18 protein-coding genes and 7 tRNA genes are annotated in these 25748 nt (G+C 52.7%); 13 read left to right on the top strand and 12 right to left on the bottom strand.

Features of this window, described 5'->3' with window-relative positions; all coding sequences use genetic code 11:
- Nucleotides 1–122: 122 nt before the first annotated feature.
- From A6X21_RS24860 to A6X21_RS20300, 6 genes are all read right to left on the bottom strand, one after another.
- Nucleotides 123–198 (bottom strand) — tRNA-Leu (locus tag A6X21_RS24860).
- 26 nt (nucleotides 199–224) lie between these two features.
- Nucleotides 225–309 (bottom strand) — tRNA-Leu (locus A6X21_RS20290).
- A gap of 115 nt (nucleotides 310–424) precedes the next feature.
- Nucleotides 425–506, bottom strand: a tRNA-Tyr gene (locus tag A6X21_RS24865).
- A 92-nt stretch (nucleotides 507–598) separates the two neighbouring features.
- Nucleotides 599–670: transfer RNA gene (locus A6X21_RS20295), tRNA-Lys, on the bottom strand.
- Between the two features lie 187 nt (nucleotides 671–857).
- Nucleotides 858–930 (bottom strand) — tRNA-Glu (locus A6X21_RS24870).
- Nucleotides 931–978: 48 nt separating this feature from the next.
- Nucleotides 979–1050 (bottom strand) — tRNA-Phe (locus A6X21_RS20300).
- Here A6X21_RS20300 and A6X21_RS24875 point away from each other — a divergent pair.
- Entirely contained in the window at nucleotides 1024–1185 is a 162-nt protein-coding gene (locus A6X21_RS24875) for a hypothetical protein (RefSeq protein ID WP_165603885.1), read from the top strand. The genes A6X21_RS20300 and A6X21_RS24875 overlap by 27 nt on opposite strands.
- 324 nt (nucleotides 1186–1509) lie before the next feature.
- On the opposite strand, the gene A6X21_RS20310 is transcribed toward A6X21_RS24875, so the two are convergent.
- From A6X21_RS20310 to A6X21_RS20325, 4 genes are all read right to left on the bottom strand, one after another.
- Nucleotides 1510–2880: a sulfatase-like hydrolase/transferase gene (locus A6X21_RS20310; protein ID WP_240490342.1), complete on the bottom strand. Its 1371-nt coding sequence runs from the start codon at nucleotides 2878–2880 to the stop codon at nucleotides 1510–1512.
- Nucleotides 2881–3331: 451 nt separating this feature from the next.
- Nucleotides 3332–3919 (bottom strand): hypothetical protein, encoded by a 588-nt coding sequence (locus A6X21_RS20315; RefSeq protein ID WP_083233774.1) that lies wholly within the window; start codon nucleotides 3917–3919, stop codon nucleotides 3332–3334.
- On the bottom strand, nucleotides 3906–4139 hold the full coding sequence (locus A6X21_RS20320) for a hypothetical protein (RefSeq protein WP_068851879.1): 234 nt from the start codon (nucleotides 4137–4139) through the stop codon (nucleotides 3906–3908). Before A6X21_RS20320 ends, A6X21_RS20315 begins: the two co-directional genes overlap by 14 nt.
- Nucleotides 4140–4437: 298 nt before the next feature.
- A tRNA-Arg gene (locus A6X21_RS20325) sits at nucleotides 4438–4511 on the bottom strand.
- Between the two features lie 209 nt (nucleotides 4512–4720).
- Here A6X21_RS20325 and A6X21_RS23875 point away from each other — a divergent pair.
- Nucleotides 4721–4900 (top strand): DUF2256 domain-containing protein, encoded by a 180-nt coding sequence (locus A6X21_RS23875; RefSeq protein WP_083233775.1) that lies wholly within the window; start codon nucleotides 4721–4723, stop codon nucleotides 4898–4900.
- A gap of 310 nt (nucleotides 4901–5210) precedes the next feature.
- Nucleotides 5211–7250, top strand: a complete 2040-nt coding sequence (locus A6X21_RS20330) for a TlpA disulfide reductase family protein (protein WP_068851882.1) — start codon at nucleotides 5211–5213, stop codon at nucleotides 7248–7250.
- Here A6X21_RS20330 and A6X21_RS24880 read toward each other — a convergent pair.
- Entirely contained in the window at nucleotides 7230–7376 is a 147-nt protein-coding gene (locus tag A6X21_RS24880) for a hypothetical protein (RefSeq protein WP_165603865.1), read from the bottom strand. The two genes, A6X21_RS20330 and A6X21_RS24880, sit on opposite strands and share 21 nt — an antisense overlap.
- A 68-nt stretch (nucleotides 7377–7444) precedes the next feature.
- Here A6X21_RS24880 and A6X21_RS20335 point away from each other — a divergent pair, with 68 nt between their 5' ends.
- The gene (locus A6X21_RS20335; RefSeq protein WP_240490343.1) at nucleotides 7445–8614 is read left to right on the top strand and encodes a hydroxymethylglutaryl-CoA lyase-like TIM-barrel protein; all 1170 of its coding nucleotides are present in this window, start codon (nucleotides 7445–7447) and stop codon (nucleotides 8612–8614) included.
- Between the two features lie 38 nt (nucleotides 8615–8652).
- Here A6X21_RS20335 and A6X21_RS20340 read toward each other — a convergent pair whose 3' ends face one another.
- The gene (locus A6X21_RS20340; protein WP_068851885.1) at nucleotides 8653–9108 is read right to left on the bottom strand and encodes a hypothetical protein; all 456 of its coding nucleotides are present in this window, start codon (nucleotides 9106–9108) and stop codon (nucleotides 8653–8655) included.
- 368 nt (nucleotides 9109–9476) lie between these two features.
- Here A6X21_RS20340 and recQ point away from each other — a divergent pair, with 368 nt between their 5' ends.
- From recQ to A6X21_RS20395, 9 genes are all read left to right on the top strand, one after another.
- Nucleotides 9477–11762 carry a DNA helicase RecQ gene (recQ, locus tag A6X21_RS20345; protein ID WP_068851888.1) on the top strand — a complete coding sequence of 762 codons (2286 nt, stop codon included), beginning with the start codon at nucleotides 9477–9479 and terminating at the stop codon, nucleotides 11760–11762.
- 280 nt (nucleotides 11763–12042) lie between these two features.
- Nucleotides 12043–12537, top strand: a complete 495-nt coding sequence (locus tag A6X21_RS20350) for an Hsp20/alpha crystallin family protein (protein ID WP_068851891.1) — start codon at nucleotides 12043–12045, stop codon at nucleotides 12535–12537.
- Nucleotides 12538–12951: 414 nt separating this feature from the next.
- Nucleotides 12952–14232 carry an efflux RND transporter periplasmic adaptor subunit gene (locus A6X21_RS20360; protein ID WP_068851897.1) on the top strand — a complete coding sequence of 427 codons (1281 nt, stop codon included), beginning with the start codon at nucleotides 12952–12954 and terminating at the stop codon, nucleotides 14230–14232.
- A gap of 145 nt (nucleotides 14233–14377) precedes the next feature.
- Nucleotides 14378–17533: a multidrug efflux RND transporter permease subunit gene (locus tag A6X21_RS20365; protein WP_068851900.1), complete on the top strand. Its 3156-nt coding sequence runs from the start codon at nucleotides 14378–14380 to the stop codon at nucleotides 17531–17533.
- The gene (locus A6X21_RS20370) at nucleotides 17530–20661 is read left to right on the top strand and encodes a multidrug efflux RND transporter permease subunit (RefSeq protein WP_068851903.1); all 3132 of its coding nucleotides are present in this window, start codon (nucleotides 17530–17532) and stop codon (nucleotides 20659–20661) included. The genes A6X21_RS20365 and A6X21_RS20370 overlap by 4 nt, the downstream gene beginning before the upstream one ends.
- A 193-nt stretch (nucleotides 20662–20854) precedes the next feature.
- A complete protein-coding gene (locus tag A6X21_RS20375; protein ID WP_068851905.1) occupies nucleotides 20855–21748 on the top strand; it encodes a serine/threonine protein kinase in 894 nt (297 codons plus the stop codon).
- Nucleotides 21749–21878: 130 nt separating this feature from the next.
- Complete coding sequence (locus tag A6X21_RS20380) at nucleotides 21879–23921, top strand: ATP-dependent helicase (RefSeq protein WP_068851908.1); 2043 nt, start codon at nucleotides 21879–21881, stop codon at nucleotides 23919–23921.
- Nucleotides 23918–24613 (top strand): tRNA (adenosine(37)-N6)-threonylcarbamoyltransferase complex dimerization subunit type 1 TsaB, encoded by a 696-nt coding sequence (gene tsaB / locus A6X21_RS20385; RefSeq protein WP_068851910.1) that lies wholly within the window; start codon nucleotides 23918–23920, stop codon nucleotides 24611–24613. Before A6X21_RS20380 ends, tsaB begins: the two co-directional genes overlap by 4 nt.
- A gap of 650 nt (nucleotides 24614–25263) precedes the next feature.
- Nucleotides 25264–25731 carry a GNAT family N-acetyltransferase gene (locus A6X21_RS20395; protein ID WP_068851916.1) on the top strand — a complete coding sequence of 156 codons (468 nt, stop codon included), beginning with the start codon at nucleotides 25264–25266 and terminating at the stop codon, nucleotides 25729–25731.
- The last annotated feature ends 17 nt before the right edge of the window (nucleotides 25732–25748 follow it).

Consider the following 25748-nt stretch of genomic DNA (forward strand, 5'->3'; position numbering starts at 1 on the left):
AAATGCCGACTGTCAGCCCCTCGCCTGGCGTCGGATCTCGTCATCATCGCCAATAGGTCGTGACCTTTGTCTTCAGCAGTCTGGGCCGGAATTTCTCCAGAAGGCGAAGGGGGTGGCGCCATTGATCAGAGTGGGAGTTGAACCCACAAATTCACCACGTTCTCGACATGGCCGCTTTTCCAGTTTGCGTATCTGACCGTCTCCGCGAATCGATTTTCTATGATTGATCAAGGGGAGAGTCGAACTCCCAAGCCCGAATCGGGCACGACATTCTGAGCGTCGCGTGTCTACCAGTTGCACCACTTGATCGAGTGATGGGACTCGTTGAAGGTTTATGTACGAACTTTCTGATCAACCCGTTGCTGAGAATCGTCCGGAATGCGTGGCGAGTAAGTGCGACTCAATACTGAGCTGTTTCTATGACTGCGTCGGGACGGATTCGAACCATCAATGCCCGCAGGCGGGTGGGTTACAGCCACTTGAGTACGCCCATACTCAGCCGACGCTCAATGTCATGCAATCACCGGGATATGTATTGATCGACTCGTCGTTCAATCCATGATCTCTGCGCACACGATTCAGACTCTCAAAGATAGGATGGGATTGGAGGGATTCGAACCCCCACGAAACGAGTTAAAAGCTCGATGTGCTGCCATTACACCACAACCCCAAGAGGGAGGGGTGGGGCGTTTATTGGGATTGTCGATAGTCATCAGGGAATCTTTACAATGGACACAAGACGAAGCGGTTGCGGAACAACTCCGCATGAAAGAATCGGGAAGGTCAGAATCGAACTGACTTCGTCGTGTGCCCAAGACACGCGGGCGGCCGGTGCCCTTCATCCCGAATGATTCGATTAGCTCGTGTGGGATTCGAACCCAACCTGCCCAGCGTGAAAGGCTGGTAACCTCACCAGAAGTCGAACGAGCCAGATGATCTGTTGGTGAACCATGATTCAGATCTGTACGTGACGTGAATTGGGCTGGAAGGCGCTCGAATCCTTGTCTTCTGGTTTTCAGCCAGATGCTACACCATCTCAGCTACCAGCCCTCAATTCGCGACATCGAACGTGAAAACGACAGCAAGCCCGGCATCACACTCGCTATTCAGCAGGTGAGGCCGGGCTTGATCAGCCGGACATACATCCTGCAGTTGTCATTTGAGTTGATAGAGCTCACTGGATAATTCGGATTCTGCCTGAGGCGGATACTGTTCCGGAATCAAAACGGTCAAGCCTGGAACATGCAGCACGTGACCGCCGCCTTGATGAAAACACGCTTCGAGTTCGTGTTTCCTCACGGTATCGACCTGTCGTAGGGCTTGAGATTGACTCTGTTGGGACATGATAAAACTCTGCGACTCTCGACGCTTAAAAAATCGATGGGAGCAATCACTGAAGACTTGTGCTCGCCGCCAGGAATGACAGAGGTTCACGCAAAGAAGTTCGCCCAAAAATAAAAAAAGTCGGGTGAATCGATCACACAGGATTTTCGAACAGATCGTGGTCGACTATGGATGTTCGCCACTTGTCGACTGTTTGCGTCTCTTTTCCGACCTCTCCGATTTCTGAGCAGCTTTTCCCGATTGGCCGGAGCGAGATTCGCCGTTGCCGGCGACTTTGTTACCACCACCCCATAGAGGCGGCACATTCTGTTCGTTCCAGTGATCCCATTGGGCTTGAAGTTCAGCGACTTTTTCGGGCAGGGAAGCCGCAAGATCTTTGGTCTCTCCCAGATCATCTTTGAGGTGGTAAAGCCTCGCAGCGGTCACGGGCTGGTTCCCTTTGCCTGTCAGCGTGTCCGCATTGGAATCGTAACGGACAAGCTTGTAATCGCCGGCACGCACAGCCATCTGTTCCCCAAATCGCCAGAAGAGTGCGGCGTGCGGAATCTCGGTTTGTTTCCCTTGAAGATAAGGGAGCAGATTGACGCCATCCGATTGAGGATCTTTTTCGGCACCAGCGACGGCCAGCGCTGTCGCTGTCAGATCCAATTGAATGACAGGAGAATCCAGAATCGCTGGGGCAATCTGACCGGGCCATGAGACGACGAATGGAACCCGGATCCCACCTTCGAGAGTGGTGCGCTTGGAGCCCCTTAGAGGGGTGTTGATTGAACCATTAATAGTGACGCCAGGCATTGTCGGGCCGCCATTATCACTGATGAACATCACCAGAGTTTTTTGCTTCTGCCCGGTCGAGTCCAGTTGCTCAACGACTTTGCCAATTGCTTCATCCATGGCCAGCATCATGGCCGCATAAGTGCGGCGTTCTTGATCAGTAATGCCGGCCAGCTTCGCCATGCGATCTTCCGTAGCATGCATGGGAGTGTGGACGGCATTAAACGAGAGGTACAAAAACCATGGTTTGTCGCGATGTTTTTCAATAAACGCACCCGCTTCTCGACCAAAGAAATCCGTGGTGTAGTCAATGGTCTTGACGGGCTCTTGACCACGCAAAATGCCCTGGGCGTCGAAGAAGCTGTGCGCCCCTCCCAGAAAGCCGACGAATTCGTCAAACCCACGTTTCTGGGGGTGCATCACGGGTTGCGAACCCAGATGCCACTTGCCCACCAAACCCGTTGTATAGCCGGCTTGTTTCAATCGGTCAGCAATTGTCACTTCTTTGAGTGGAAGACCGGTATTGGCACCCGCCGGATTGAACTCGTGTCCAAATCGCTGCTGATAACGCCCCGTGAGTAAACCTGCGCGGGTCGGTGAACAATAAGGGCCAGTGACATAACCGCTGGTGAATTGAACGCCCGATTTTGCCAAAGCATCGAGATTGGGAGTCGGGATGTCTTTGCAGCCATGGAAGCCGACGTCTGCATATCCCATATCATCGCCGACAATCAGCAGAATATTCGGCCGATCCGCAGCCATCGTCAGGGTAACTGTCAGAGACATCATGCAGAAAGAAAACGCAGAGACCAGCGCAAGATCTGCTTGACGTTGCCAGTACAACCGTTGTCTCATGACTCGTCATCTCCGGTGCGTTGAGAAATTCGCTGCTATTTGTCAGATCCAGCCGGGTCAGATCCAGACGGGCCAGGCCCAGGGTGTTCAAATCCCCGCGTGAAGCCAGAGCGTATCAAATTCGAACTCAGGGTGGCTCATCATTCTGGAGTGGCTCTCGAAGGATGATGATCTTTGCTCGTGGAGACTCGACGAGTGGCTGCGTTTTTGAAGTTCAGTGAGGATCGCAGCGTTAAAGTCCTTGGGATCTCCATAAACTCGGCCTGAGGACCGAATATTCTTCCCAGTCGATTTCAAAGTCAGGTGGTCATTCAAAGGGTAAGTTGCAGAACGAGCACATTGTCAGTGCCGTAGCTGATTATGGTGACGCTTTGTTGATGCGTTGTTGCACCAGTTTCCATTCTGTGGTCACTCCCAGAGTTTCCGCCCAATGTGTGAGATAATCCCGGTCAATGGCCTCTTTCTGGATCAGCAGGATGCTGGCAATATCTCGCAGATGTTTTTCGGAACCCCCCTCCTGGTAGTACCGCAACTTCATCAGGATGATGTTTTCCGGGGAACCGAACCAGGCATCATAAAAGCCGGGATTGGACAGCCGTTGTCCCAGGCTGATGTCCAACTGGCTGAAAGGTGTTTCTTTCCGCTGGATAATATCCAGTTTGAGGCCTGACGGAACATGAATGATGTTGAACTGGTGGCGGGTACGAATGGCTTCTGCCGCAGCCGTGGTCGAAAGATAGAAATCTGGAGACGGAAATTCCTGATCCAGTTCAGCGATGTGGCTTTCTTGCAGATCCACCAGAAAATCAATGTCGTTAGTAAGGCGAGCCTCACTGTAAGCCATGCTGGCCATGGAACCGACGACCCGGTACGGCACTCCCAGCCGTTCAAAGCAGTTGGCAGTCTTCTGCAACAGTTGAAAAGGCGTCAGGTCAGCGGGGGACACGTTCAGTGGCTCCGTGACTGAGTCGGTTGGCAGCTTCCCGCAGAACCTGTTCTTCACTCCAATCCGGATGTTGCTGACGTATCGTGCCCCGGATCATTTCCCGGGCGGTTTCCCACATCCGAAATGCCTGAGTCAACCGTTCGGCGGGAGTCTTCTGACGAAGAATCTCCACCATTTCGGGTTCCAGTATCTCAATAACGGGTTGGCGAGCGGAGGTCATAGGGTTGATTCAACGGACTGACAATTCCTGCAGAGAGTTCAACACAGAATACATTCAATCTCAAGCTCTGAAATCTGTGAGGCCAGCCTGAAAGCGGGGGTATCCACCCAGGAACGCCTTCTTTCATCCCACGGCAACCTGCGGCAGCGGTGTGAACAGCAGGGAGTAAAACCGCCGGTCGGATAGCCGCTGTGTGCCAGAAGGCAGACCAGGCAGCACGTGGCGACAGTCCGCATAACTCATTGCCAGAGAACGAATTCTGCGAACCAGTGCGTGCCGTTGCTGTAAGAAACAAAACTACGCCCATGTGGATTCGAACCACAGACCGTCGGATTAGAAATCCGATGCTCTATCCAGCTGAGCTATGGGCGCGAGCCATCTTGATCGAGGATCAAGATCTGCACGTATTGCAATGAGAATTCGTCGATTTGGCAAGGGAGCGAAGCGTTTCTGAAATTGAGCTTTGCTGGCGGTCATGACTCCGCAGGTGATCGAGACCAGTCGCTGGTCTGATTTCGGATAGAATTGTGAGGCAAATTCCTGGGCTGGGTGGTAAGTCGAACACTTCTGGGAGCGTCAGTATGACTCATCATCGAAATCTGCCCATCAAAATCTGCGAGGTTTGTCGGCGGGAGTTTGCGTGGCGGAAGAAATGGGAGAACGTCTGGAACGAAGTCAAATACTGCAGTGAGCGGTGTCGACGTTCGAAGGCTTCACCAAAACAAGCCTCAACATCATCGAAGCCGCCAGCCATCCACTAGACCAGTGTTCAAAAGTCACTCTTTTCAAGGGGCGCCTTGCAGAATCGTGGACTCAGCAACTGCGATCGTGATTCATGCTCCACAACGGCCGTGTTCAGCAAAACAGGCACGACTCCTGCGAGTGTGGCTCTGGAGAAAATTGGCATGACGGATTGGAGAACTTCTGGTAGTCTCACAAAATCCGGTCACACGATTGATCGGAAATGACCTGTTCTGCACCTGATGTTGACTCGGGGGTGAGAACAAGAGGTCTCAGATAATGTCGAGAAAATGAGGCGTTTGAGCTTCATCTGGAATGGAGTTGACACGGATGTCCGAACAATGGCTGTGGAGTTCACGGGTGCGCCCCGTTGTTGATGGCTCAGGTTCTCTCTCGAAGAACGTGGTGGATCGCGCAAGTTTCTCCGGCCGGTTCACAGATTCACTTTTCCGTAACTCCAGGATTCAACTCCCAACGAGCCTCGCACTGGTGTTGATCATGGTCCTGATATCCCCGGGCCGCGAAGCTCAAGCTCAGGTGACTGCCAAGCAGATTCTCCAGGCTTACTCGCCTCGACAAAAGGATGTCGATTACGAGGTGCCAACTGCCGCTGATCTGGAAAAATGCCAGGTGACTGTCGAACGCCTGGGCAAAGTCTCGGGCTACGTCGTGCTGGGGGCTCAAGGCCAGTTACTTCGCCGCTTCATGGATACCAATGGTGATAACAAGGTTGACCAGTGGCGATATTACAATCACGGAATTGAGGTCTACCGCGACATCGATTCCAACTTCAATGAGAAACCCGATCAGTTTCGCTATGTGAATCTGGGCGGAAGTCGCTGGGGAATCGATCAGAATGAAGATGGTAAAGTCGATTCCTGGAAATCCATTTCTGCAGCGGAAGTTTCGCGCGAAGCTATCAAGGCGATGACCACAGGGGATTTTGGCCTGCTGGAAACTTTGCTGATCAATCCGGCTGATTTGCGAACTCTGGGAGTCAACGCAGCACTGCAAAAGAAAATGCTGGATAATGTCAGCCAGCCGGAAGCCAAAGTGCGGCAGATTTTCTCCAAGTCCAGAGATTTCACGCCGAAGTCTGTCTGGGTGCGATTTGATGCGTTAATGCCAGGATCCATTCCTGCGGACGACGGAAAAGCAGAGACCGATCTTCAGGTTTACGAAAATGCCATGTGCATTGTGGATAATGGCGGGGGCAAGACCGCTTTGATTCAGTTAGGGGAATTGGTGCGTGTGGGCGATGCCTGGAAGCTCACTCAAATCCCTGAGCCGATTGGAAGCGATTCCATTACCGTCGCAGGTGGAGTGTTGATGCAGCCACTGTTGGCCAGCGCGGAAAGTGCCGCTCCCTCAGTCTCTCCGGAAATGCAGGCTTTGCTGGATAAGCTGCAGAAACTGGATGCTTCTTCCGCGACTTTGGCTGCGACACCAGAAGCGATGTCAAAGTTCAACAGTGCTCGCATTGAACTGCTCCTGCAGATCGTGAATGCCACCACTTCGGAAGATGACAAAGAGCAGTGGATGCAGCAATTGGCCGATGGTTATGCCGCTGCAATTCAGACTGGCCAGGGGGGAGACAGTCTGGATCGGCTGAAGGATATGGAAACCAAGCTCAAGAAAGATTCAGCCGCTTCCCCATTGGTCCCCTATGTCACTTACCGTCGCATGCTGGCCCAGTACAGCGTCGAAATGAATACCGCGAATGAGGCCAAGCGGGCAGATATTCAGAAAGCATGGCTGGAAAGCCTCGAAGGATTCATTACGACCTATCCGAACTCGGAAGATGCCAGTGAAGCGATGCTGCAACTGGCGATTACCGAAGAGTTCAATGGCCGCATCAAAGAAGCCGTCGCCTGGTACAGCAAGCTGGCAGCGGCACAGCCTCAATCCATCGCGGGGAAAAGGGCTGCTGGTGCAGTAACTCGAATTCAGCTCAATGGGCAGCCACTGAAGCTTTCGGGAACTTTGCTTGAGGGTGGGAGTTTCAATGTATCGCAACTGAAAGGGAAGGCAGTTCTGGTGGTCTACTGGGCCACGTGGTGCCAGCCTTGTGCAGCCGATCTCCCTCAGATTCGAGCCCTCTACGAACAGTATCGCGCTCAAGGGTTCGAAATTGTGGGTGTCTGCCTCGACGTGGATACGTCACCCCAGGACGTGAACAAATTCCGCGTCGAAAATAAGATGCGCTGGCCGCAGATCTACGAGCGAGGTGGTCTGGAAAGTCCGGCGGCTGTCCAACTGGGTGTCATCACCTTGCCCACGATGATTCTGACAGATCGAGCGGGGCGAGTAGTGAACCGTGGAGCCACTGTTCAGGATTTGAAGACGACTTTACCCCAGATCCTGAAGTAAGTATCGGCGTGAGTCTTTGTTCCAGAACTGGTAATGCCGGTATCGAACGCTCCACTGGTTGAGAATTTCGTAGGTTGTTTCCGCAGGCTTATAAAAATGGGTATGCCATGGATTGGCTGAGAGCATGGATTCGACCAATCAAGAAGCCGATTCAGCAGGCGATCATTCAGAGTCATCGGCGCTCAGGACGGGTCATGCTGAGTGACACCACCCTGCGCGATGGTGAGCAGATGCCCGGGGCGACCCTGGAGCCCGAAGAGAAACGGGAAATTGCTCTGGCTCTCGAAGCGGCCGGGATTCACTCGCTGGATGCAGGTTTTCCCGCCAGTTCTCAACAGGATTTTGATGCGATTCGACTGATGGCCCAGGTGATCAAACGGCCTGTCATGACGGCGCTTTGCCGGACCATCGAGGGAGATGTCGACGCTGCGGATGAGGCGTTAGCCGGTCTGGCTCCTCATAAGAGAGGAGTGAGTCTGTTCATTGGAACGAGTCCTCTTCACCGGGATTATAAGCTCAGAAAATCTCGCACCGAGGTGTTGTCGATCATTGATCGATCGGTCCGGTACGCCGCGAAAAAGTTCGATATTGTGGCTTTCAGTCCCGAAGATGCGAGTCGAACCGAAGCCGACTTTCTCGTGGAATGCTACGAAACCGCCATTCAGGCCGGTGCGACGACCATTGGCTATCCCGACACCGTCGGTGTTCTGACACCTGAGCGGGCCTATGCAGCCATTCGTCATGTGCTGGAACATGTTCCATCGGTGAAGAAAGTTCTGGTGGCGGTGCACATGCACAATGATCTGGGCCTGGCGGTGGCAAACAGCCTCGCGGGATTAACAGCCGGTGCTCACATTGTGCAATGCACAGTCAATGGGATCGGTGAGCGGGCCGGAAATGCGGCTTTGGAAGAAGTGGCCATGGCCCTCTATGTCAATCAGGAACAGTATGGCCGTCCAGTGAAGCTCAACTATGAGTCACTTTTTCCGCTCTGCCAGTTGGTCGCGAAGAAGACTGGCGTACCAATGGCTTTGAATAAACCCGTGGCCGGCCGCACGATTTTTGCGACAGAAGCCGGCATCCATCAGGATGGCCTGCTCAAGCATCCGGATACTTATCTGCCTTATCGGCCGGAAGTCGTGGGCGGTCCCGCGATTGAACTCGTCCTGGGAAGGCATAGTGGCAAAGGTGCCGTAGCCCATCACCTGCAGGATCTCGGGTATCAGGCGACCGATGCCAATGTGATTTACATCTTGAATCAGATCAAAGGCATGCCTCGCGGCGGATTGATTGATAAGGCCCAGATCCACCAGTGGATGAGTCAAAAGCCTCATCATGCGGAAACAGGCATGAAAGTGGCCTGAGAACAGTTCCCCTGGGTCTTCAATAGGAACGGATCAAGTTATTTCTTCCGTGAACCAGAAGTCTGTCTGCGGTTCGAAGTGAGCTGACCCGTGGCAAATTCTTCACGGCGGGTTCGGCTGCCCACACCGATGGTGCGAAATGGAAGTGCTGCCATCTCGCCGACGCGAGGCATCGGCGTCCCGCGGTAATACACCCGGCGGATCGTATTCCCGTAGAAGTGCAAGGGACGATAAGGCCTCTGTTCGATTGGCGTCGCGTCGATCTGTGTTCTCAATGGGCCGGTCGCCACCACAACGGGCAACCAGCCTGGCTCCTGGAGTGATGTTTCATTGGTCATGCCGGTCGAGGCCGTCCCCACCAGAATCAGCAGCATGGCTGGTAACGTGCACAGGGAAGAAGTTCGAGAAACTTTGCGTGAGCAGCCAGGGAGCCCGAGTTGTGATGCGTGCTGGAACATAGGCTCAGTTGGTGATGTGCTGCCGACTTGAAACACAGATGTTTCTCTTTCCGTCTGGAAATGAAAGTGCATGCTCGAGACCCCCACCAGGCTCAAAAACATTGATTCGCAATGAACATCGGATCTTCGATCAGCGAGTGAGAACCTTTGCTGGGCGATCAGTGGCAAAAACTGCCTGACGCCGGACGATGCCCAAAAAGAGCTTATGACCGTTAAATCTGATCATGCTCCTCTCCGTCTTTTGAAGCTCGAATCCGCTGGAACTGTGGCTGTTGATTGAAAACCCGCCACTGACTTGGGGATCGAGTGAATCATTTGTAGGCTGTTTACGGGATATAGGGCTTGTAATCCATGCACGGGTTGAAGCCACACAGTTCAGCTTCAGGGAGGAAAGCCTGGTCAGTATGGTAGACGCTACGGAATTGGCGGATCGCGAAATCACCTGTGAAAGTCTCGATCAAGCTGCGAGTTCTCAATTCGTCGCTCAGGGTTCCCGACTCAAGGAAGCTCGTTCGTTATTGCAACGACTTTGGGGATACGAGGATTTTCGGCCCCTGCAGGAACAGGTGATTCAAGCTCTGCTCGATGGGCGGGAAAGTGTCGTGGTGCTTCCCACGGGGGGTGGGAAATCGCTGTGCTACCAGGTTCCAGCTTTGTTAAAGCCAGGCTTGGCGATTGTCGTTTCGCCATTGATTTCCTTGATGTTTGACCAAGTGTCATCACTTCAGGAAGTGGGTGTTGCAGCAGCAGCCATTCACAGCGGGTTGTCCAACCAGGAGCGGCAGCAGATTGCCGGCCAGATCCGCTCGGGTGAACTTCGATTACTCTACCTTTCTCCTGAACGATTGATGACCGACCGGATGCTGGGCTTTCTGGAGCAAGTCCCGCTTTCCATGGTGGCCATTGATGAAGCTCACTGCATCAGTGACTGGGGACACGATTTTCGCCCGGAATATCGGATGCTTTCGGGATTGAAAGATCGCTTTCCACAACTTCCCATCCATGCATTTACGGCCACCGCCACACAGGAAGTACGTCAGGATATCGCCCGGCAACTTGGCCTCGCGAATCCTCAGTTCCATGTCGGTTCATTTGATCGACCGAATTTGATCTACCGCGTTCTTCCCAGAGAAGATCGAGATCAGCAGGTGATTTCGACCATCCGGCGGCATCCCGGAGAATCGGGAGTGGTCTACTGTCTCCGCCGAAAAGATGTCGACGATGTGACGATGATGCTCAGACAGGCTGGCTTTCGAGCTCTTCCTTACCATGCCGGCTTGCCCGATGAAGAGCGGCATGCCAACCAGCACGCATTTCTCAATGATCATGTCGAGATCATTGTCGCGACAGTCGCCTTCGGGATGGGGATTGATAAGTCGGATGTCCGGTTTGTCATCCATACTGGCGCTCCGAAATCTTTGGAAGCGTACCAGCAGGAGAGTGGTCGGGCAGGTCGCGATGGACTCGATGCCGAGTGCTGGCTCTTTTATGCCCAGGGCGATTTTGCGTTATGGCGCAGCTTACAGGCCAATCTTCCGGAGGAAGCTCAACAGACAGCGCAGCAGGTTCTGGCAGGAATGGAAGGCTTCTGCCAATCGACAAAATGTCGACATCGAGCAATTGTGGAATACTTTGGGCAGGCCGGAGAATCAGGCAATTGTGGTGCCTGCGATATCTGTCTGGGCGAGTTGACGGAAGTTGAAGATTCGTTGGTCGTCTCGCAAAAGATTCTCTCTTGTGTCGTACGAGTCGAACAAAGTTTCGGGGCAGATCATGTTTGTAAAGTGCTGGCAGGATCGCGTGCCAAAAACATTCTCAACCGTGGGCATGACCAACTGAGCACATTTGGATTGTTGAAAGGCGTGGACCTGAAAGTCCTTCGCCATTGGATCGAGCAACTCATCTCGCAAAGTTTTCTCGAACGATATGGCGAGTACAGCCTCCTGCGAGTCACGCCGGCAGGTCGGCTTGTTTTGAAGGGTGTCCAGAGCCCGCGATTACTCGTCGCGAATTCGACCTCGTTCAGTCAGACAGGTATTGCTCAAGTGGCGTGGGCCGGCGTCGATCGTGAACTCTTCGAAGAGTTGCGTGATTTGCGAAGGCAATTGGCAACAGAGCGGGGAGTGCCTCCATTTATCATTTTTGGAGATGCCCCACTGCGGGAGATGGCGTCCGTCCGTCCGTTGAGTACGACCAGTTTTCGACAGATTCGCGGGATTGGAGACAAGAAGACCAGCCTGTATGGCGAGGTCTTTGTCGCTGTGATCTCGCGGTATTGCCACGAACGCAATCTGGCTGGCGATCAGTTTGCAGTGAGAGATCAAAATCAAAACTCTCGACCCGCCGTTGTCGATCAAGGCCCGCCGATCAGGCGAGAGCCCGGAGAGATTCAGAAAAGAGCATATGAATTGTTCTCCAGCGGACAGGAACTTGAGGCAGTGGCAAAAGTTTTAGAGCGCAGCCGATCGACGGTCGCACAATATCTGGAAGAATACATACTGGATCGTGGCCTTCAGGATGGTCTCCCGTGGGTTGAGAAAAGTGAGTTTTCTCAGATTGAGGGAGCTTTCGAGCCAGAGGATCACCGCCGACTGAAGCCAGCGTTTGACCGTCTGAATGGTCAGGTCAGCTACGAAAAATTGAGAGTCGTGCGCGCTTGCCTGCAGAATCGCGGCCACTGGCCCATGTGATCTGGACTCCATGAGATTTGTGATCAGAACGTGCAGGTGGCATGCATTGCCAAACTGACATTTTGGCTGTCAAAATGGCGGTTTTGAAACGTCCTGCCAAGATGGCTGTTGTCGTAAGTATTCATCATTTTTCAGGATACAATTCGGAGATTTTTTGGGAATGCCGTTTGCTTTTTTGCTGAAACGTCTGAGTTCCGGGGCACGGGCACCAGCTATCAGACATGAAATCAAGAGTGGTTTTCTTTTCTAAGTTGCCCGTGGACAAGTCAAGGAGATCGTCATGATTCCAGCAGTTCAAAACTCGAATGGCCGGCATCTGGTCGCAGCTTTGCCTGGACATCGGCTGTCACCCGTCTTCGACCGATTGTTCGAAGATTTTCTGGCTCCTGCATCCCAGTCTTGGACTGGTTTCCCTTCCAGTCTCTGGGAAGATGAAGGAGCGATTCATTTCGAAATGGATCTCCCTGGGATCCACGAAGCCGATCTTGAGATCACAGTGCATGAAGACCATCTCGTGGTGAAGGGCGAACGCAAGGCACCTGCGCAGCGGCGTCAAAACGACCAGAGGGTGTATGGTCAGTTTGAACAGCGCGTCAAATTGATCGCAGCCGTCGATCTGGCACAGATCGAAGCCTCTCTGCAGCAGGGAGTGCTGCATGTCAAACTCCCCAAGAGTCAAGCGGCCAAGCCATTCCGAGTCACGCTGCAACCAAACGGCAAGTGCCAATCCCAGGTGGAGATGGACAATCAGAATTCGACGCACAGCCCGACATAGCTCATTGTCTGAATGACGGTTGCAACTGGAAATTTGTGGTGAAATTTTTACGGAGGCCCGCAGTTCTGTGGGCCTTCTTGTATTTTCAGGTCGTATGTTGATCAACTCGTTACAGACTTCGAAGATGACGTGCACAATCCAGCGAAAGGGAGTCATTCAGGCTCCATGGCGGCTGGAAGAGATTGTGGGAGTTTCAGCGGTTAACTGAAGAGGGCCTGAATTCTGATTTTCCATGAATTTCAGTCTGTAAGACGCAATAAACTGGTCGAGTACCCCCCGGTAGACGTATGCTCTTAGGAGATTGTCTGCCGCGCTAACTTTTGGCAAAGTCAGGCCGTCCTCGCAGAAACTCTGTCTGTCACCCCGCCCCGCATCCCCCAGTTTGAGTGCTCCTGCATTCAGGAGTGAGTTCTCATGACGACCAACCAAGAATCTGCATCACACGTCGAGACGTTGACCCAAATCGAGCAGCCCGGCGGATCACATCCCACGGCACGCTCATCGAAGAAGGGGTTTTTCGTCTTCATGGGCTTATCGGTGATGGCATTTCTCGTCTGGTATCTCAGAGACGACTGGTGGCCCCGCGTGGAGGCTTTTGTCGGTCTGAAATCGGAAGTTCAGAAGCCACCGACCCGCATCATCCCCGTCGGGACAACAGAGGTTCGCGAACAGAGTATTAAGCTTTATCTCAATGGATTAGGAACGGTCACACCGTTTAAGACGGTCACAGTCCGGGCGCGAGTCGAAGGTGAACTGATTCGAATTGCCTTTACAGAAGGGCAAATGGTTCAGGAAGGCGAACTTCTGGCCGAGCTCGATAAGCGCCCCTTCGAATTGCAGCGCGACCAGGCCATCGGGCAACTGGCTCGCGACGAAGCGGCACTCGCCTCGGCCCGGCTGACACTTGATCGCTACGAGCAATTGCTGAAAGAAAAAATCATTCCTTTGCAGCAGGTCCAGGAGCAGCGGGCCATCGTCGATCAGACGATCGGGATCATTCAGTCCGATCAGGCAGCCATTGCCAATGCCGAGTTACAGATTGCCTATTGCAGTATTACCGCACCCGTCTCAGGACGCATTGGCTTGCGATTGGTCGATCTGGGAAATATCGTCCGCGCGAATGATCCTACGGGGATTGCGGTGATCAATCAGGTGCGGCCCATCACGATTGTCTTCACGGTCTCTCAGGATGAAATCCCGCGCATTCAACAGCGAATACGCGAGCAGAAATCACTTGAAGTTCTCGCTTACGACCGAGACTTTTCCAATCTGCTGGCCCGAGGGCAGTTGCTGGCGGCCGACAATCAGGTGGACTCTGCGACCGGCACATTAAGGCTCAAAGCCATAGTCGAAGAAGATGCCGACCGACTGTTTCCCAATCAGTTTGTGAATACGCGGCTGCTGATCGACGAGCGGATCGGTGCCATCACTGTGGCTTCAGCGGCCATTCAGCAAGGACCGGAAGGTTCGTTTGTGTATGTCGTGAACGCCGATCAGAAAGTCGATTTCCGTCCGATTCAGACCGGACCATCGGAAGCGAACGAAACGATTGTGGAGTCTGGCCTGAAAGTTGGTGAGGTCGTGGTGATCGAAGGGATCGACAAACTCAAACCGGGAGCACAAATCACCCTTCGTGATCAACCGGCGGGTCGCAAGGAAAAGTCCAGCGATGTCACGCCGCCTGCAGCCAGATAGCACTTTTCGACGGAGTGCCGGGCATTGATGAGTGAGTCATCAAGTGGCTTTGCCAAAGCGGCCTCTCAATGCCCCCTGAAGACCCGATCAACGGAATCACTTGGATTTGTACATCGCTTGGGACTGGTGAGGATCGAAAATCGAAATGGATCTTTCAAGGATTTTCATTCTCAGGCCCGTCGCTACAGTCCTGCTGATGGTCGCGATTCTCCTCTCGGGAATGATCGCTTATCGGTTGTTACCCGTCTCAGCATTGCCACAGGTCGATTATCCCACGATTCAAGTGGTGACATTCTATCCGGGGGCCAGTGCCCACGTGATGGCCTCTTCAGTCACAGCACCTTTGGAACGGCAGTTCGGGCAGGTGCCAGGCCTGCAGCAGATGACATCGACCAGTTCCGACGGCAGTTCTGTGATCACATTACAATTTGAACTGGAACTCGATATCGATGTCGCTGCTCAGCAGATCCAGTCATCGATCAACGTCGCTTCGACATTTCTACCCCGAGATCTCCCGAATCCGCCAATCTACACCAAAACAAATCCCGCCGATGCTCCGGTACTCACCTTAGCTTTGACCTCGCAGACATTACCTTTGTCGAAAGTCCAGGATCTGGCCGATACCCGCCTGGCACAAAAAATTTCTCAACTAAGCGGCGTGGGGCTTGTCAGTCTCAGTGGTGGTCAAAAGCCTGCTGTGCGAATTCAGGCCAATCCTGCAGCTCTTTCTCATCTGGGCTTAAGTCTGGATGACATTCGTAATGTCGTGGCGACTGCCAACGTCAACCAGGCTAAAGGGAGTTTTGATGGCCCGAAGCAGGCCTTTACTATTGGAGCGAACGATCAGATTTACGCCGCCAGGCAATATGCAGATTTGATTGTGGCCTATCGCAATGGTGCGCCGGTATTACTCTCGGAAGTCGCCAGGGTGACCGATGGTGTGGAAAACGAACGACTGGCCGCCTGGTTGAATACGACTCCCGCAGTACTGGTGAACATTCAGAGACAGCCCGGTGCGAATACGATTGAAGTGGTGGACAGGATTCGTGACCTGCTTCCACAACTGAAAGAATCACTCCCGTCAGCGATTGATATCCACATCCTGACAGACCGTTCGCAGACAGTGCGTGAATCGGTGGAAGCGGTCCATTTTGAACTGCTGCTGACCATTGGACTCGTGGTGCTGGTGATCTTTTTGTTCCTTAGAAATCTTCGCGCCACGTTCATTCCCAGTGTCGCCGTTCCACTCTCTTTAGTGGGGACCTTTGGCGTGATGTATCTGTTGGGCTTCAGCCTGAATAATCTCACGCTCATGGCGCTGACGATCTCGACAGGCTTTGTTGTCGATGATGCCATCGTGATGATCGAAAATATCATCCGCTATCTTGAGGAAGGAGATTCCCCCTTGGAGGCATCTCTCAAAGGTGCCCGTCAGATTGGCTTTACGATTATCTCCTTGAGTGTTTCTCTGATTGCAGTGCTGATTCCACTATTGTTTATGGGAGATATCGTCGGACGACTCTTCCGTGAGTTTGCCGTGACACTCAGTGTGACGATCCTCGTCTCGGCAGTGGTCTCTTTAACGCTCACTCCGATGATGTGTGCCCGCCTGCTCAAAGAAACTCATCAGGCTCAGCAGAGTTGGCTCTATCGCCAGTCGGAAGCACTTTTTGAGTGGATTATTGCCCGATATGGCGATTCTCTCAAAGTAGTTCTCAGGCATCAACTGGCCACAATGCTCGTGTTCGCGGCGACCGTCGTCGCCACAATCTACCTCTACACGATTGTCCCGAAGGGGTTTTTCCCGGTGCAGGATACAGGAGTGCTCCTGGGGATCTCAGAAGCTTCGCAGAGCATTTCGTTTGAGGCGATGTCCCAACGACAGCTCGAACTCAATCGCGCGATATTGGAAGATGAAGATGTCGCCAGTCTCTCCAGCTTTATTGGTATTGATGGTACGAACACCACGGTCAATAGTGGCCGAATTCAGATCAACCTCAAACCACTGGAAGAGCGTCACGCCAGTGCCAGTGAGATTCTCAGTCGAATTCAGCAACGCGTCGATAGCATTCCGGAAATTCAACTTTATTTACAGCCCGTTCAGGATTTAACAGTCGAGACGAAATTAAGCCGGACTCAATATCAGTACAGTTTGGAATGCCCCAATACCAAGGATCTGGAAGAATGGGCACCTCGATTTGTGGAGCGACTCCGAGAGTTGCCTGAACTCCGGGATGTCGCCAGTGATCAGCTCAATCGGGGATTGCAACTGAGAGTCCGAATCGATCGTGATATTGCCTCGCGATTGGGAATAACTCCGTTCATGATTGATGAGGCTCTCTATAATGCCTACGGCCAGAGGCAGATCTCGATCATGTTTACAGAACTGAACCAGTACCGCGTGATCCTGGAAGTTCTCCCCGAATTCCGCAACTCGCCGAAAGATCTCAGTGAGATCTATATCCAGCCTCCCGGCGGCCAGCCGATCCCATTGAATACTTTTGCCACTCTGGAAGATTCGAATACAGCCTTAACGGTCAACCATCAAGGGCAGTTTCCGGTCGTGACGGTTTCGTTCAATCTGGCTCCGCAAGTCTCTTTAGGAGCGGCGGTCGCAGCAATTGACCGTGTCCATGACGAGCTCGATATGCCAGCAGGTATCGTCGGTGGATTCCAGGGTACAGCCGAGGCCTTTACAGCTTCATTGCGCAGTACTCCATGGCTGATACTGGCAGCACTGGTGACGGTCTACATTGTCCTGGGAGTCCTCTACGAAAGCTTTATTCACCCACTGACCATTCTTTCGACACTCCCTTCCGCTGGAGTGGGAGCACTGGCTGCGATGCTCCTTTGCCGGGTCGATCTAAGTGTGATTGGTCTCATTGGAATTATTCTGCTGATTGGCATCGTCAAGAAGAATGCGATCATGATGATCGATTTTGCGATTGATGCGCAGCGGGTTGATCGTAAGTCGGCAGAAGAAGCGATTTTTGAAGCCTGCCTGTTACGCTTCCGTCCGATCATGATGACGACCATGGCGGCACTGCTGGGCGCAGTTCCTTTAGCCATAGGTCATGGTTCTGGCTCAGAACTTCGCAGCCCGCTGGGGATCACGATTATCGGCGGACTGATTGTCAGTCAGTTACTCACTCTCTATACGACACCCGTGATCTTCTTGTGGTTTGAACACCTCAGCGAACGCTTGGGATTCTCAGCTTCTCGTGCAGAAGTTCTGCAACAAGAGCTCGATCGAAATGGCGATGAAGGTGGTTATGTCGCTCTTTCCGGAGAGCGTGCATGAATCTTTCAACACCATTTATTTTAAGACCCGTCGGTACCACGCTGCTCACAATGGCAATCATGCTGGCGGGTGCGCTCAGTTATTCTTTGTTACCAGTCGCACCTTTACCCCAGATTGATTTCCCCACGATATCAGTAAGCGCCAATCTGCCGGGTGCCAGCCCGCAAACGATGGCATCGGCTGTGGCGACACCTCTTGAACGGCAGTTTGGGCGAATCGCCGGTGTCACAGAGATGACATCCAATAGTTCGTTGGGGAATACTTCGATCACCTTGCAGTTTGATCTGGATCGCAATATCGATGCCGCATCCCGTGATGTTCAGGCGGCAATTAACGCCGCCCGGGGCCAGCTTCCCACGAACCTGCCGAATAACCCCTCGTATCGAAAGGTGAATCCGGCTGACGCCCCGATCATGGGAATCAGTATCGTTTCTAAGACTTACACGCAGGCACAAATGTACGATGCGGCTGCAACGATCCTGCAGCAGAAATTGTCCCAGGTGCGTGGAGTGGGACAGATTATTATCGGTGGTGGTTCGGCACCAGCAGTTCGTGTCGACGTCAACCCGGCATTGCTGAATCATCTAGGACTGGGATTACAGGATGTTCGCGAAGTGCTGGGTAATGCCAATGCCAACCGACCCAAGGGATTGATCGACGATGGTCAGAAGGCCTGGTCGTTGGATGCCACAGATCAGCTCTATCAGGCGGATGAATATGCCTCTTTGATACTTTATCAACAGGATGGAGCGATTGTTCGACTGCGGGATGTTGCCCGTATCACAGATTCTGTCGAAAACAGCCGGTCCTACGGCATCAGCAACGGAGTTCGTTCGGTTTCCCTGCTCATCTTCCGACAGCCTGGTGCAAACATCATCGAAATTGTCGACAAGATCAACGCTATGCTGCCTCAGTTAGATGCGCAGATTCCGGCTGAGATGGAATTGAGAGTCACGATGGATCGAACAGCCACGATTCGGGCATCGCTGGAAGATGTGCAGTTTACTTTGGTCCTGTCGGTGGGACTGGTGATTCTCGTCGTGTTTTTCTTTCTTAGAGATCTCCGGGCGACGATTATCCCTTCAGTAGCAGTCCCTGTCTCACTGGTGGCAACTTTTGGGGCCATGTATTTACTCAATTACAGTCTTGATAATCTCTCGCTGATGGCGCTGACCATTGCCACGGGATTTGTGGTCGATGATGCGATTGTGGTGATCGAAAACATCTCTCGCCATCTGGAGGAGGGAATGTCGCCTCTGGCGGCTTCGATTCGAGGAGCCCGCGAAATTGGTTTTACCGTTTTGTCGATCAGTATTTCTCTAGTCGCCGTATTTATTCCGATCCTGCTGATGAATGGACTCGTGGGACGGTTGTTCCGTGAGTTTGCAGTGGTACTCTCCGTGGCGATTGGCGTCTCAATGGTGGTCTCCTTAACGACGACTCCCATGATGTGTGCCTGGATGCTCAAGCATCGTAAAGTCAAAGATCGTGGTTGGTTTTTTCGCTGGACCGAAGCGATTTTTGATTTATGGATTCGCATGTATGCCTCAAGCTTGCGTGTCGTCTTGCGGCATCAGTGGATGACACTGATTGTGACCATGGGAACAATTGCCCTGACAGGTTACCTGTATGCCGTGATTCCCAAAGGGTTTTTCCCTCAGCAGGATACGGGGCGTCTCTCTGCCAATCTTGTGGCAGACCAGGCCACCTCCTTTCGAGCCATGACAGCTCTGCTCGATCAATTCGCAGCAGTTATCGAGGACGATCCGGCTGTAGCGACCGTTCAGGCTTCAATTGGTGGAGGCTTTGGTGGAGCCACAAATTCAGCGAGAATCTTTGTCATGCTCAAACCATTGAGTGAACGAAGAGCGACCCCCGAACAGATCATGGGGCGGATTCGTGCGAAAGCCTCGAAGATTCCCGGAGCGGCGCTTCTGATGCAGTCCGTGCAGGATCTTCGGATCGGTGGACGCGGGAGTAGTGCTCAATATCAATACAGCCTCAAGGCAGACAGTATTGAAGAGCTGAATGAATGGACGCCCAAACTTCTCGACCAGATGCGGCAGATACCGGGCATCGTCGATATAAATTCTGACCAGCAGAATGGCGGTCTGCAGACCCGGCTGGAGATCGATCGAACAACAGCAGCCCGGTTAGGAGTTTCGCTTGCGCAGATTGATAACACGTTGTACGACGCCTTTGGTCAGAGGCAGGTTTCAACCATGTACAAATCGCAGAACCAGTACCGCGTTGTGATGGAGGTCGATCAGGAGTTCGCCGAGAATCCGGATGCGTTGAACGGGCTTTATGTGCAGGGGCCGGAAGGGGCACAAATTCCACTTCAGGCGTTATGCACCATCACGAAAACGAACTCGTCGCTGTCTGCCAATCATTCGGGGCAGTTCCCCTCAGCGACGATTTCATTCAATCTGGCCCAGGGTGTCTCGTTAAGTCAGATTGTCCCTCAGATCGAGCAGATTTCGGTCAAACTCGGCTTGCCGGAAAATATCCAGGGCAAATTTGCGGGTGCTGCCGAGGCCTTTCAATCGTCGTTAAATACTCAACCACTCCTGATTCTGGCGGCACTGGTTTCAGTCTATATCGTGCTGGGGATTCTCTATGAAAGCTACATCCATCCGCTGACCATTCTGTCAACTTTGCCATCAGCGGGAGTCGGGGCCTTACTGGCCTTGCTGTTATGTGGTTATGAACTGAATGTCATGTCGCTGATCGGGATTCTGCTTTTGATCGGGATCGTGAAAAAGAACGCCATCATGATGATCGATTTTGCCATTGAAGCCGAACGCACCGCAGGGAAATCACCGGAAGAAGCGATCTTTGAAGCTTGTCTCATGCGGTTTCGTCCCATCACCATGACGACGATGGCCGCACTCTTTGCAGGCTTGCCATTAGCTGTCGGTTCTGGCAACGGAGCCGAGATTCGCCAGCCACTGGGGATTGCCATTGTGGGGGGCTTGATCTTCAGCCAGGTCTTAACCCTGTATACGACACCTGTCGTGTATCTGTTTCTTGACCGAGTTCGCCTGCGATTCGGAAGTCAAGCCGATTCTCGATTGGCAATTCCCCATCAGGAGTCTTCAAGGGAGGGCCTGGCAACTTCCGTTTGACGAGACTTTTGAGGTGCCAATTTGTGGTGCGTTGTTTCTTCCCGTGGTCGACGGGTTGAACAGGTCATGATGGCGAGTAGTCCGGAGCCAGTTTCCCGGTTATACTGAGTCTGTTGCAGACTTCTTGGGGCCCATCGAGAGAGTGTCTTACTGAACCCTTTCTGAATCGCTTTGTGGAAGAGTCGTTCTCGTGATGGACTTTCTAAAAAAACTGTTCCAAAGCAAACCCCGTGTTCAGAAGGTCGATATCGGCCGTCGTTTTGAACTCTACGGGCGTGTCGGTCAGGGGAGTATGTCGAAAGTCTGGAAAGCGCGGGATTCCAAACTCGGCAAGATTGTGGCCCTGAAAGTCCTCGATATCGACAAAACCAACCGACTGGAGGCTCGATTTAAGGGGCTCAAAAAACCATCGGAAGGTGAGATTGCCATCACCCTCAAACATCCCCATATCGTGAAAACGTTTGAGCACGGGGTAACGACCAAAAACGAGGCTTATCTCGTCATGGAGTTCGTCGAAGGGGTCGCTCTGAGTTTTCTGATCAGTGCTCAGAACGATGTCATGAAAAAGCACTGCCTGCGAATGACCATCGAATTGGGAGAGGCGATCAATTATTTCCATCGGCAGAACTGGATCCATCGCGATATCTGTCCGCGAAATATTCTGCTCGATGAAAATCACCGCATCAAGTTGATCGACTTTGGACTGGTGGTTCCCAACACTCCCCATTTTCAGGCTCCTGGTAATCGCACAGGAACTGCGAATTACATGGCCCCTGAACTGATTCGCCGTCAGCGGACAGATCAGCGGATTGATATTTTCTCGTATGCAGTCACTTGTTTTGAAATGTTTGCCGGTCAGTTACCCTGGGAATCTGGTCAAACACTGGAGTCGATTCTTTCCCATTTGAATTCTCCACCAGCCGATCTCAAAACCTATTGCCCCGATCTTGATGATCGAATCGTTCAGGCTGTCATGAAGGGATTGGCCATTCAGACAAATGATCGCTGGCAGAGGATCAGCGAAATGATTGAGGTTCTAAGAACTGTACATCAGGAACAGACTGCCAAAGATCCAGCCAATTCATGAACGGTCTCCATCAACTTTCAAAGCAGTGGGCCTTCTGATTATGCTGACCACAAACCTCGGCGTCTGACGAGGCCGTCTTGAGTGTGGTCAGGCAGTTTCTCATCAAGTCTTCGATGGATTCCCGAGACGTATGCTGGATATCTCGCATTTGAATCGCCCACAGCAGGAGGCCGTGCGGACACATCGCGGGCCACTTCTGGTTCTGGCAGGCGCTGGAACTGGCAAGACACGAGTCATTACCTATCGCATGGCCGATCTGATCGCTGCCGGCGTTGATCCTGAGCGAATTCTTTCGGTGACGTTCACCAATAAAGCGGCCCGGGAAATGCTGGATCGAACCTCATTGCTCCTGGGCCGCACCATGAAAAAGCGGCCCACGATCTCCACCTTTCACAGTTGGTGTGTGGGCATTCTGAGACAGGAAATTGATTCACTGGGATATCCCAAACAGTTCGTGATCTATGATCGCGGAGATCAGGAGTCAGCGGCACGAAAAGCTCTGCAAGTCCTCAAGATGACCGATACAGCTTTGAAACCTGGCGATCTTCTCGCCCAGATCAGTCGCTGGAAGATGCAGGGAGTCATGCCCGATCTCGCACAGGAGATTGCCGATTCCGATCATGAACAACTCGCCGGCATGGCTTACCGCAGATATCAACTGGCGCTCAAGGCGGCTGGCGGAGTCGATTTTGATGACCTGTTATTCCTGACATGGCAATTGTTCAAACATCATCCGGAAGCTCTTGAGCGACAGCAGAATCGATTCGACTTTGTGCAGATTGATGAATACCAGGACACGAATGAACTTCAGTTTCGATTGATCGAATCCATTGTGAGGCGGCACCAGAATCTCTGTGTGGTGGGTGATGATGACCAATCCATCTACGGCTGGCGCGGTGCCGAGGTGAAGCATATTCTCGGTTTTAAGCACTCATTTCCTGCCGCCAAAGTGGTGCGGCTCGAAGACAATTATCGCTGCACGGAGTCGATCATTCAGTTGGCTAATCAACTCGTGGCCCATAATCATGGTCGTCATGAGAAGCGATTGATTGCTCATCGAGGGGGAACATCCGTGGTGTTCCGGGAATATCCCGATGAGCAGGCAGAAGCCGAAGGCGTGGTGCGGGATATTGCTTATCTGATTCATCAGCTCAATGTTCGCCCCTGTGAAATCGCGATCCTCTTTCGCACCAATGAGCAGCCTCGAATTTTTGAGCATGAACTTCGCCGCAAGCAGATTCATTATCGAATTGTCGGTGGGCAATCCTTCTTTGATCGCAAGGAAATCAAAGACCTTCAGGCTTATTTGAAAGTACTGGTCAATCCACGGGATGATCTTTCATTGCTGCGGATTATCAACGTACCTCCGCGCGGGATTGGTGACGCCACCTGCGAGCGATTACTGGCCAGAGCTGTGAAGGAGAAACGTCGATTCTGGGATGTGATTCCGGATGCGGCTGCCGCTGGGGAAATTACATCCAAGGCACTCAATAACCTGCGACAGTTTGAACAGCAGATGTCCTCTTTGAGAGAAGCTTTTAAACAGCCAGGGGTCAAGTTAAGCGAAACATTCCTGCGGATGGTCGAGACAACCGGCTACGCCCGTGAAATCGAGCGAACCTATAGATCAGCCGAGCAGCAGGAAATGAGAAATCTGATTCTGGGTGAATTCGCAAATGCCGTCTCGCAATATGAGGCCCAGTCGAGGTCGCCTTCACTGGAGGGATATCTTGACGAGGTCTCTTTGGGAGGATCTGATTTTGCTGCCCCCGAACGACCCGATGAGAATGCCATTACTCTGATGACTCTGCATAGTGCCAAAGGTCTGGAGTTTGAGCGGGTTTATCTTGTGGGCTTGGAAGAGGGGATATTGCCGCATAAGCGCAGTGTCGATGAGGAGTTTGAAAATCCATCCTCTGTCGAAGAAGAACGGCGGCTCTGTTACGTGGGAATTACGCGGGCGAAAGATTTTCTGACAATTACCCGTTCGCAGAGCCGGGTGAAATGGGGCAAAAAACGCGAGACCAAGCCGTCGCGATTCTTGAAAGAAATGCGAACTGCGATGGAGACCATCGCTGCTCGTGAGGGAGCGGGCAATGATCCCGCAGCTCGATCCGGGAAAACCGGCGGCGGACGAACCGGACAGCCTGCCCCACATGGAGAAATGTTGTGAGCGATCAACTGCCGCTGATTCTGGGGATCGAAACCTCAGGCCGTGAAGGTTCGCTGGCACTTGTTCGAGGGGACGAGATTGTCGCTCACCGTCAGCTCGAAACGACGGGCCGCCGGCATGCGCAGACACTCGTGGCTGAGCTTGCACTGATGTGCCGTGAGGCGCAAGTGCAACCTCATGAGATCACGGCTGTCGGCGTGAGTATTGGCCCCGGAAGTTTTACGGGGTTGAGAGTCGGTTGTACTGTGGCCAAGACCTTTTGCTACACGACGGGAGCGAAACTGCTGGCGGTCGATAGTCTGTTGGCGAGCGCGACGGCCTGGAGTGGCGAACATCGACAAATCTGGGCGATTGAAGATGCCCAGCGTGGTGAATTGTTCGTGGGGCATTACCAGCGAAGTTCAGCCGGTTTTTCGCGGAGTGATGCCATTCAGATCGTTAAGTCGCGGGAATGGCTCGCGGCTTTGACGGCCACAGATATCCTGATGGGCCCGGGATTGTCTCGAATTGTCGAATTATCGACCGCGGCTCAGCGGATCGAAGCCAGCGTAGCAGCCCCTCCCGCGACCACAATTGCCCGCCTGGCACAGAAACTCTATGACGAGGCACAGTTCTCAGATCCCTGGACGCTCGAACCCTTCTACGCAAGGCTCAGTGCCGCCGAAGAAAAAGCTGCGAAGGCCAGATCTTGAATTCTATTTTCAGAGAATGATACGCATCCCAAGATTCTGCTTTACTTTGTGTGCCATGCTTGCGGCTGTGATCTGTCCATGATCCACAATTGCTGGGCAAGGGTGGCCCGGCCAACTCGTGGCCGGGTCGTTGTGTTCGACACAACGACAAGAAGCCGCGCCATGCGCGTGCCCCTCTGAAACCCTCGCCCACGTCTGCGTGGGAGAGGGCAGGGTGAGGGTCTTCCATCTTTGTTCAATTCGGTATCTCTTCGTGCCATGCTTGCAGCTCTGGGCAAGCATGCCTTCACGCCGCGGTGGCAGGGGTCGGATGTCTTCATCCGCCATCTGGTCATCACCATTCGCAAGTATGACTGCACCGGTAACGTTCCTTCTCATCATGATGGCCCTGAACATCAACCCTCAACGAACTGGGGGCAAACGAGGACGTTTGACACCAGCCACCCGGTGGCAAGAAGAAGAGAACGACTTTCACAACCAGTGAGTTGTATCGCCCTGTAGCTCCTTCGACTTGTGAAAAGGGGAAGCAGCAAAAGATTTCCTGATACCCTCATGCGTTTCCTCGTATCCAATTTGAATAGGACGCATTAAGAAATCGTATTTGAGGACGTCCGTAGCGATCGGGAACAGCACTCGACAAGGATAGGAAAATGATTCGAATGATTACACCTGAGGATACTCCCGAACTTCTGGCGATTTGTGAGACGACAGGTCTATTCACAATCGAAGATTTTCCGACGCTAGAACTCCTGTTTGATGATTATCACTTGACGAAATCGCGATTAGGACATCATGCGCTGGTTTATGAAGACGAAGATGAACTCATAGCCGTGGCTTACTACTTACCCAGGGAGTTGACTGATCGAACATGGGAACTTCTGATGATTATGGTGCGTGCAACACGCCAAACCAAGGGGGTTGGCTCGCTGATGATCGAGGCCTGCCAAGAGCACATCAGATCGATGGGCGGAAGGTTACTTCTCATCGAGACCAGTTCCACCGACGACTTCGGACCAGTCCGGCAATTTTATAGAAAGCACGGATTTAACGACGTGGCGACTGTTCCTGACTACTACTCGGACAGTATCGAGAAAGTGACATTCTTGAAACGATTATAATTCTCGATAGTGGTTAC

This window comes from Planctopirus hydrillae (assembly GCF_001707835.1).
GTDB classification, from domain to species: domain Bacteria; phylum Planctomycetota; class Planctomycetia; order Planctomycetales; family Planctomycetaceae; genus Planctopirus; species Planctopirus hydrillae.

Bases quoted from the DNA above. Each gene is read 5' to 3' on its own strand.
- A6X21_RS20380 (WP_068851908.1), top strand. From the start codon at position 21,879: ATGCTGGATATCTCGCATTTGAATCGCCCACAGCAGGAGGCCGTGCGG.
- A6X21_RS24875 (WP_165603885.1), top strand. From the start codon at position 1,024: ATGCTACACCATCTCAGCTACCAGCCCTCAATTCGCGACATCGAACGT.
- A6X21_RS20320 (WP_068851879.1), bottom strand. From the start codon at position 4,139: ATGACCTCCGCTCGCCAACCCGTTATTGAGATACTGGAACCCGAAATG.
- A6X21_RS20370 (WP_068851903.1), top strand. From the start codon at position 17,530: ATGAATCTTTCAACACCATTTATTTTAAGACCCGTCGGTACCACGCTG.
- A6X21_RS24880 (WP_165603865.1), bottom strand. From the start codon at position 7,376: ATGCTCTCAGCCAATCCATGGCATACCCATTTTTATAAGCCTGCGGAA.
- recQ (WP_068851888.1), top strand. From the start codon at position 9,477: ATGGTAGACGCTACGGAATTGGCGGATCGCGAAATCACCTGTGAAAGT.
- A6X21_RS20395 (WP_068851916.1), top strand. From the start codon at position 25,264: ATGATTCGAATGATTACACCTGAGGATACTCCCGAACTTCTGGCGATT.
- A6X21_RS20335 (WP_240490343.1), top strand. From the start codon at position 7,445: ATGCTGAGTGACACCACCCTGCGCGATGGTGAGCAGATGCCCGGGGCG.
- A6X21_RS20360 (WP_068851897.1), top strand. From the start codon at position 12,952: ATGACGACCAACCAAGAATCTGCATCACACGTCGAGACGTTGACCCAA.
- A6X21_RS23875 (WP_083233775.1), top strand. From the start codon at position 4,721: ATGACTCATCATCGAAATCTGCCCATCAAAATCTGCGAGGTTTGTCGG.
- A6X21_RS20330 (WP_068851882.1), top strand. From the start codon at position 5,211: ATGTCCGAACAATGGCTGTGGAGTTCACGGGTGCGCCCCGTTGTTGAT.
- A6X21_RS20310 (WP_240490342.1), bottom strand. From the start codon at position 2,880: ATGGCTGCGGATCGGCCGAATATTCTGCTGATTGTCGGCGATGATATG.
- A6X21_RS20375 (WP_068851905.1), top strand. From the start codon at position 20,855: ATGGACTTTCTAAAAAAACTGTTCCAAAGCAAACCCCGTGTTCAGAAG.
- A6X21_RS20350 (WP_068851891.1), top strand. From the start codon at position 12,043: ATGATTCCAGCAGTTCAAAACTCGAATGGCCGGCATCTGGTCGCAGCT.
- A6X21_RS20365 (WP_068851900.1), top strand. From the start codon at position 14,378: ATGGATCTTTCAAGGATTTTCATTCTCAGGCCCGTCGCTACAGTCCTG.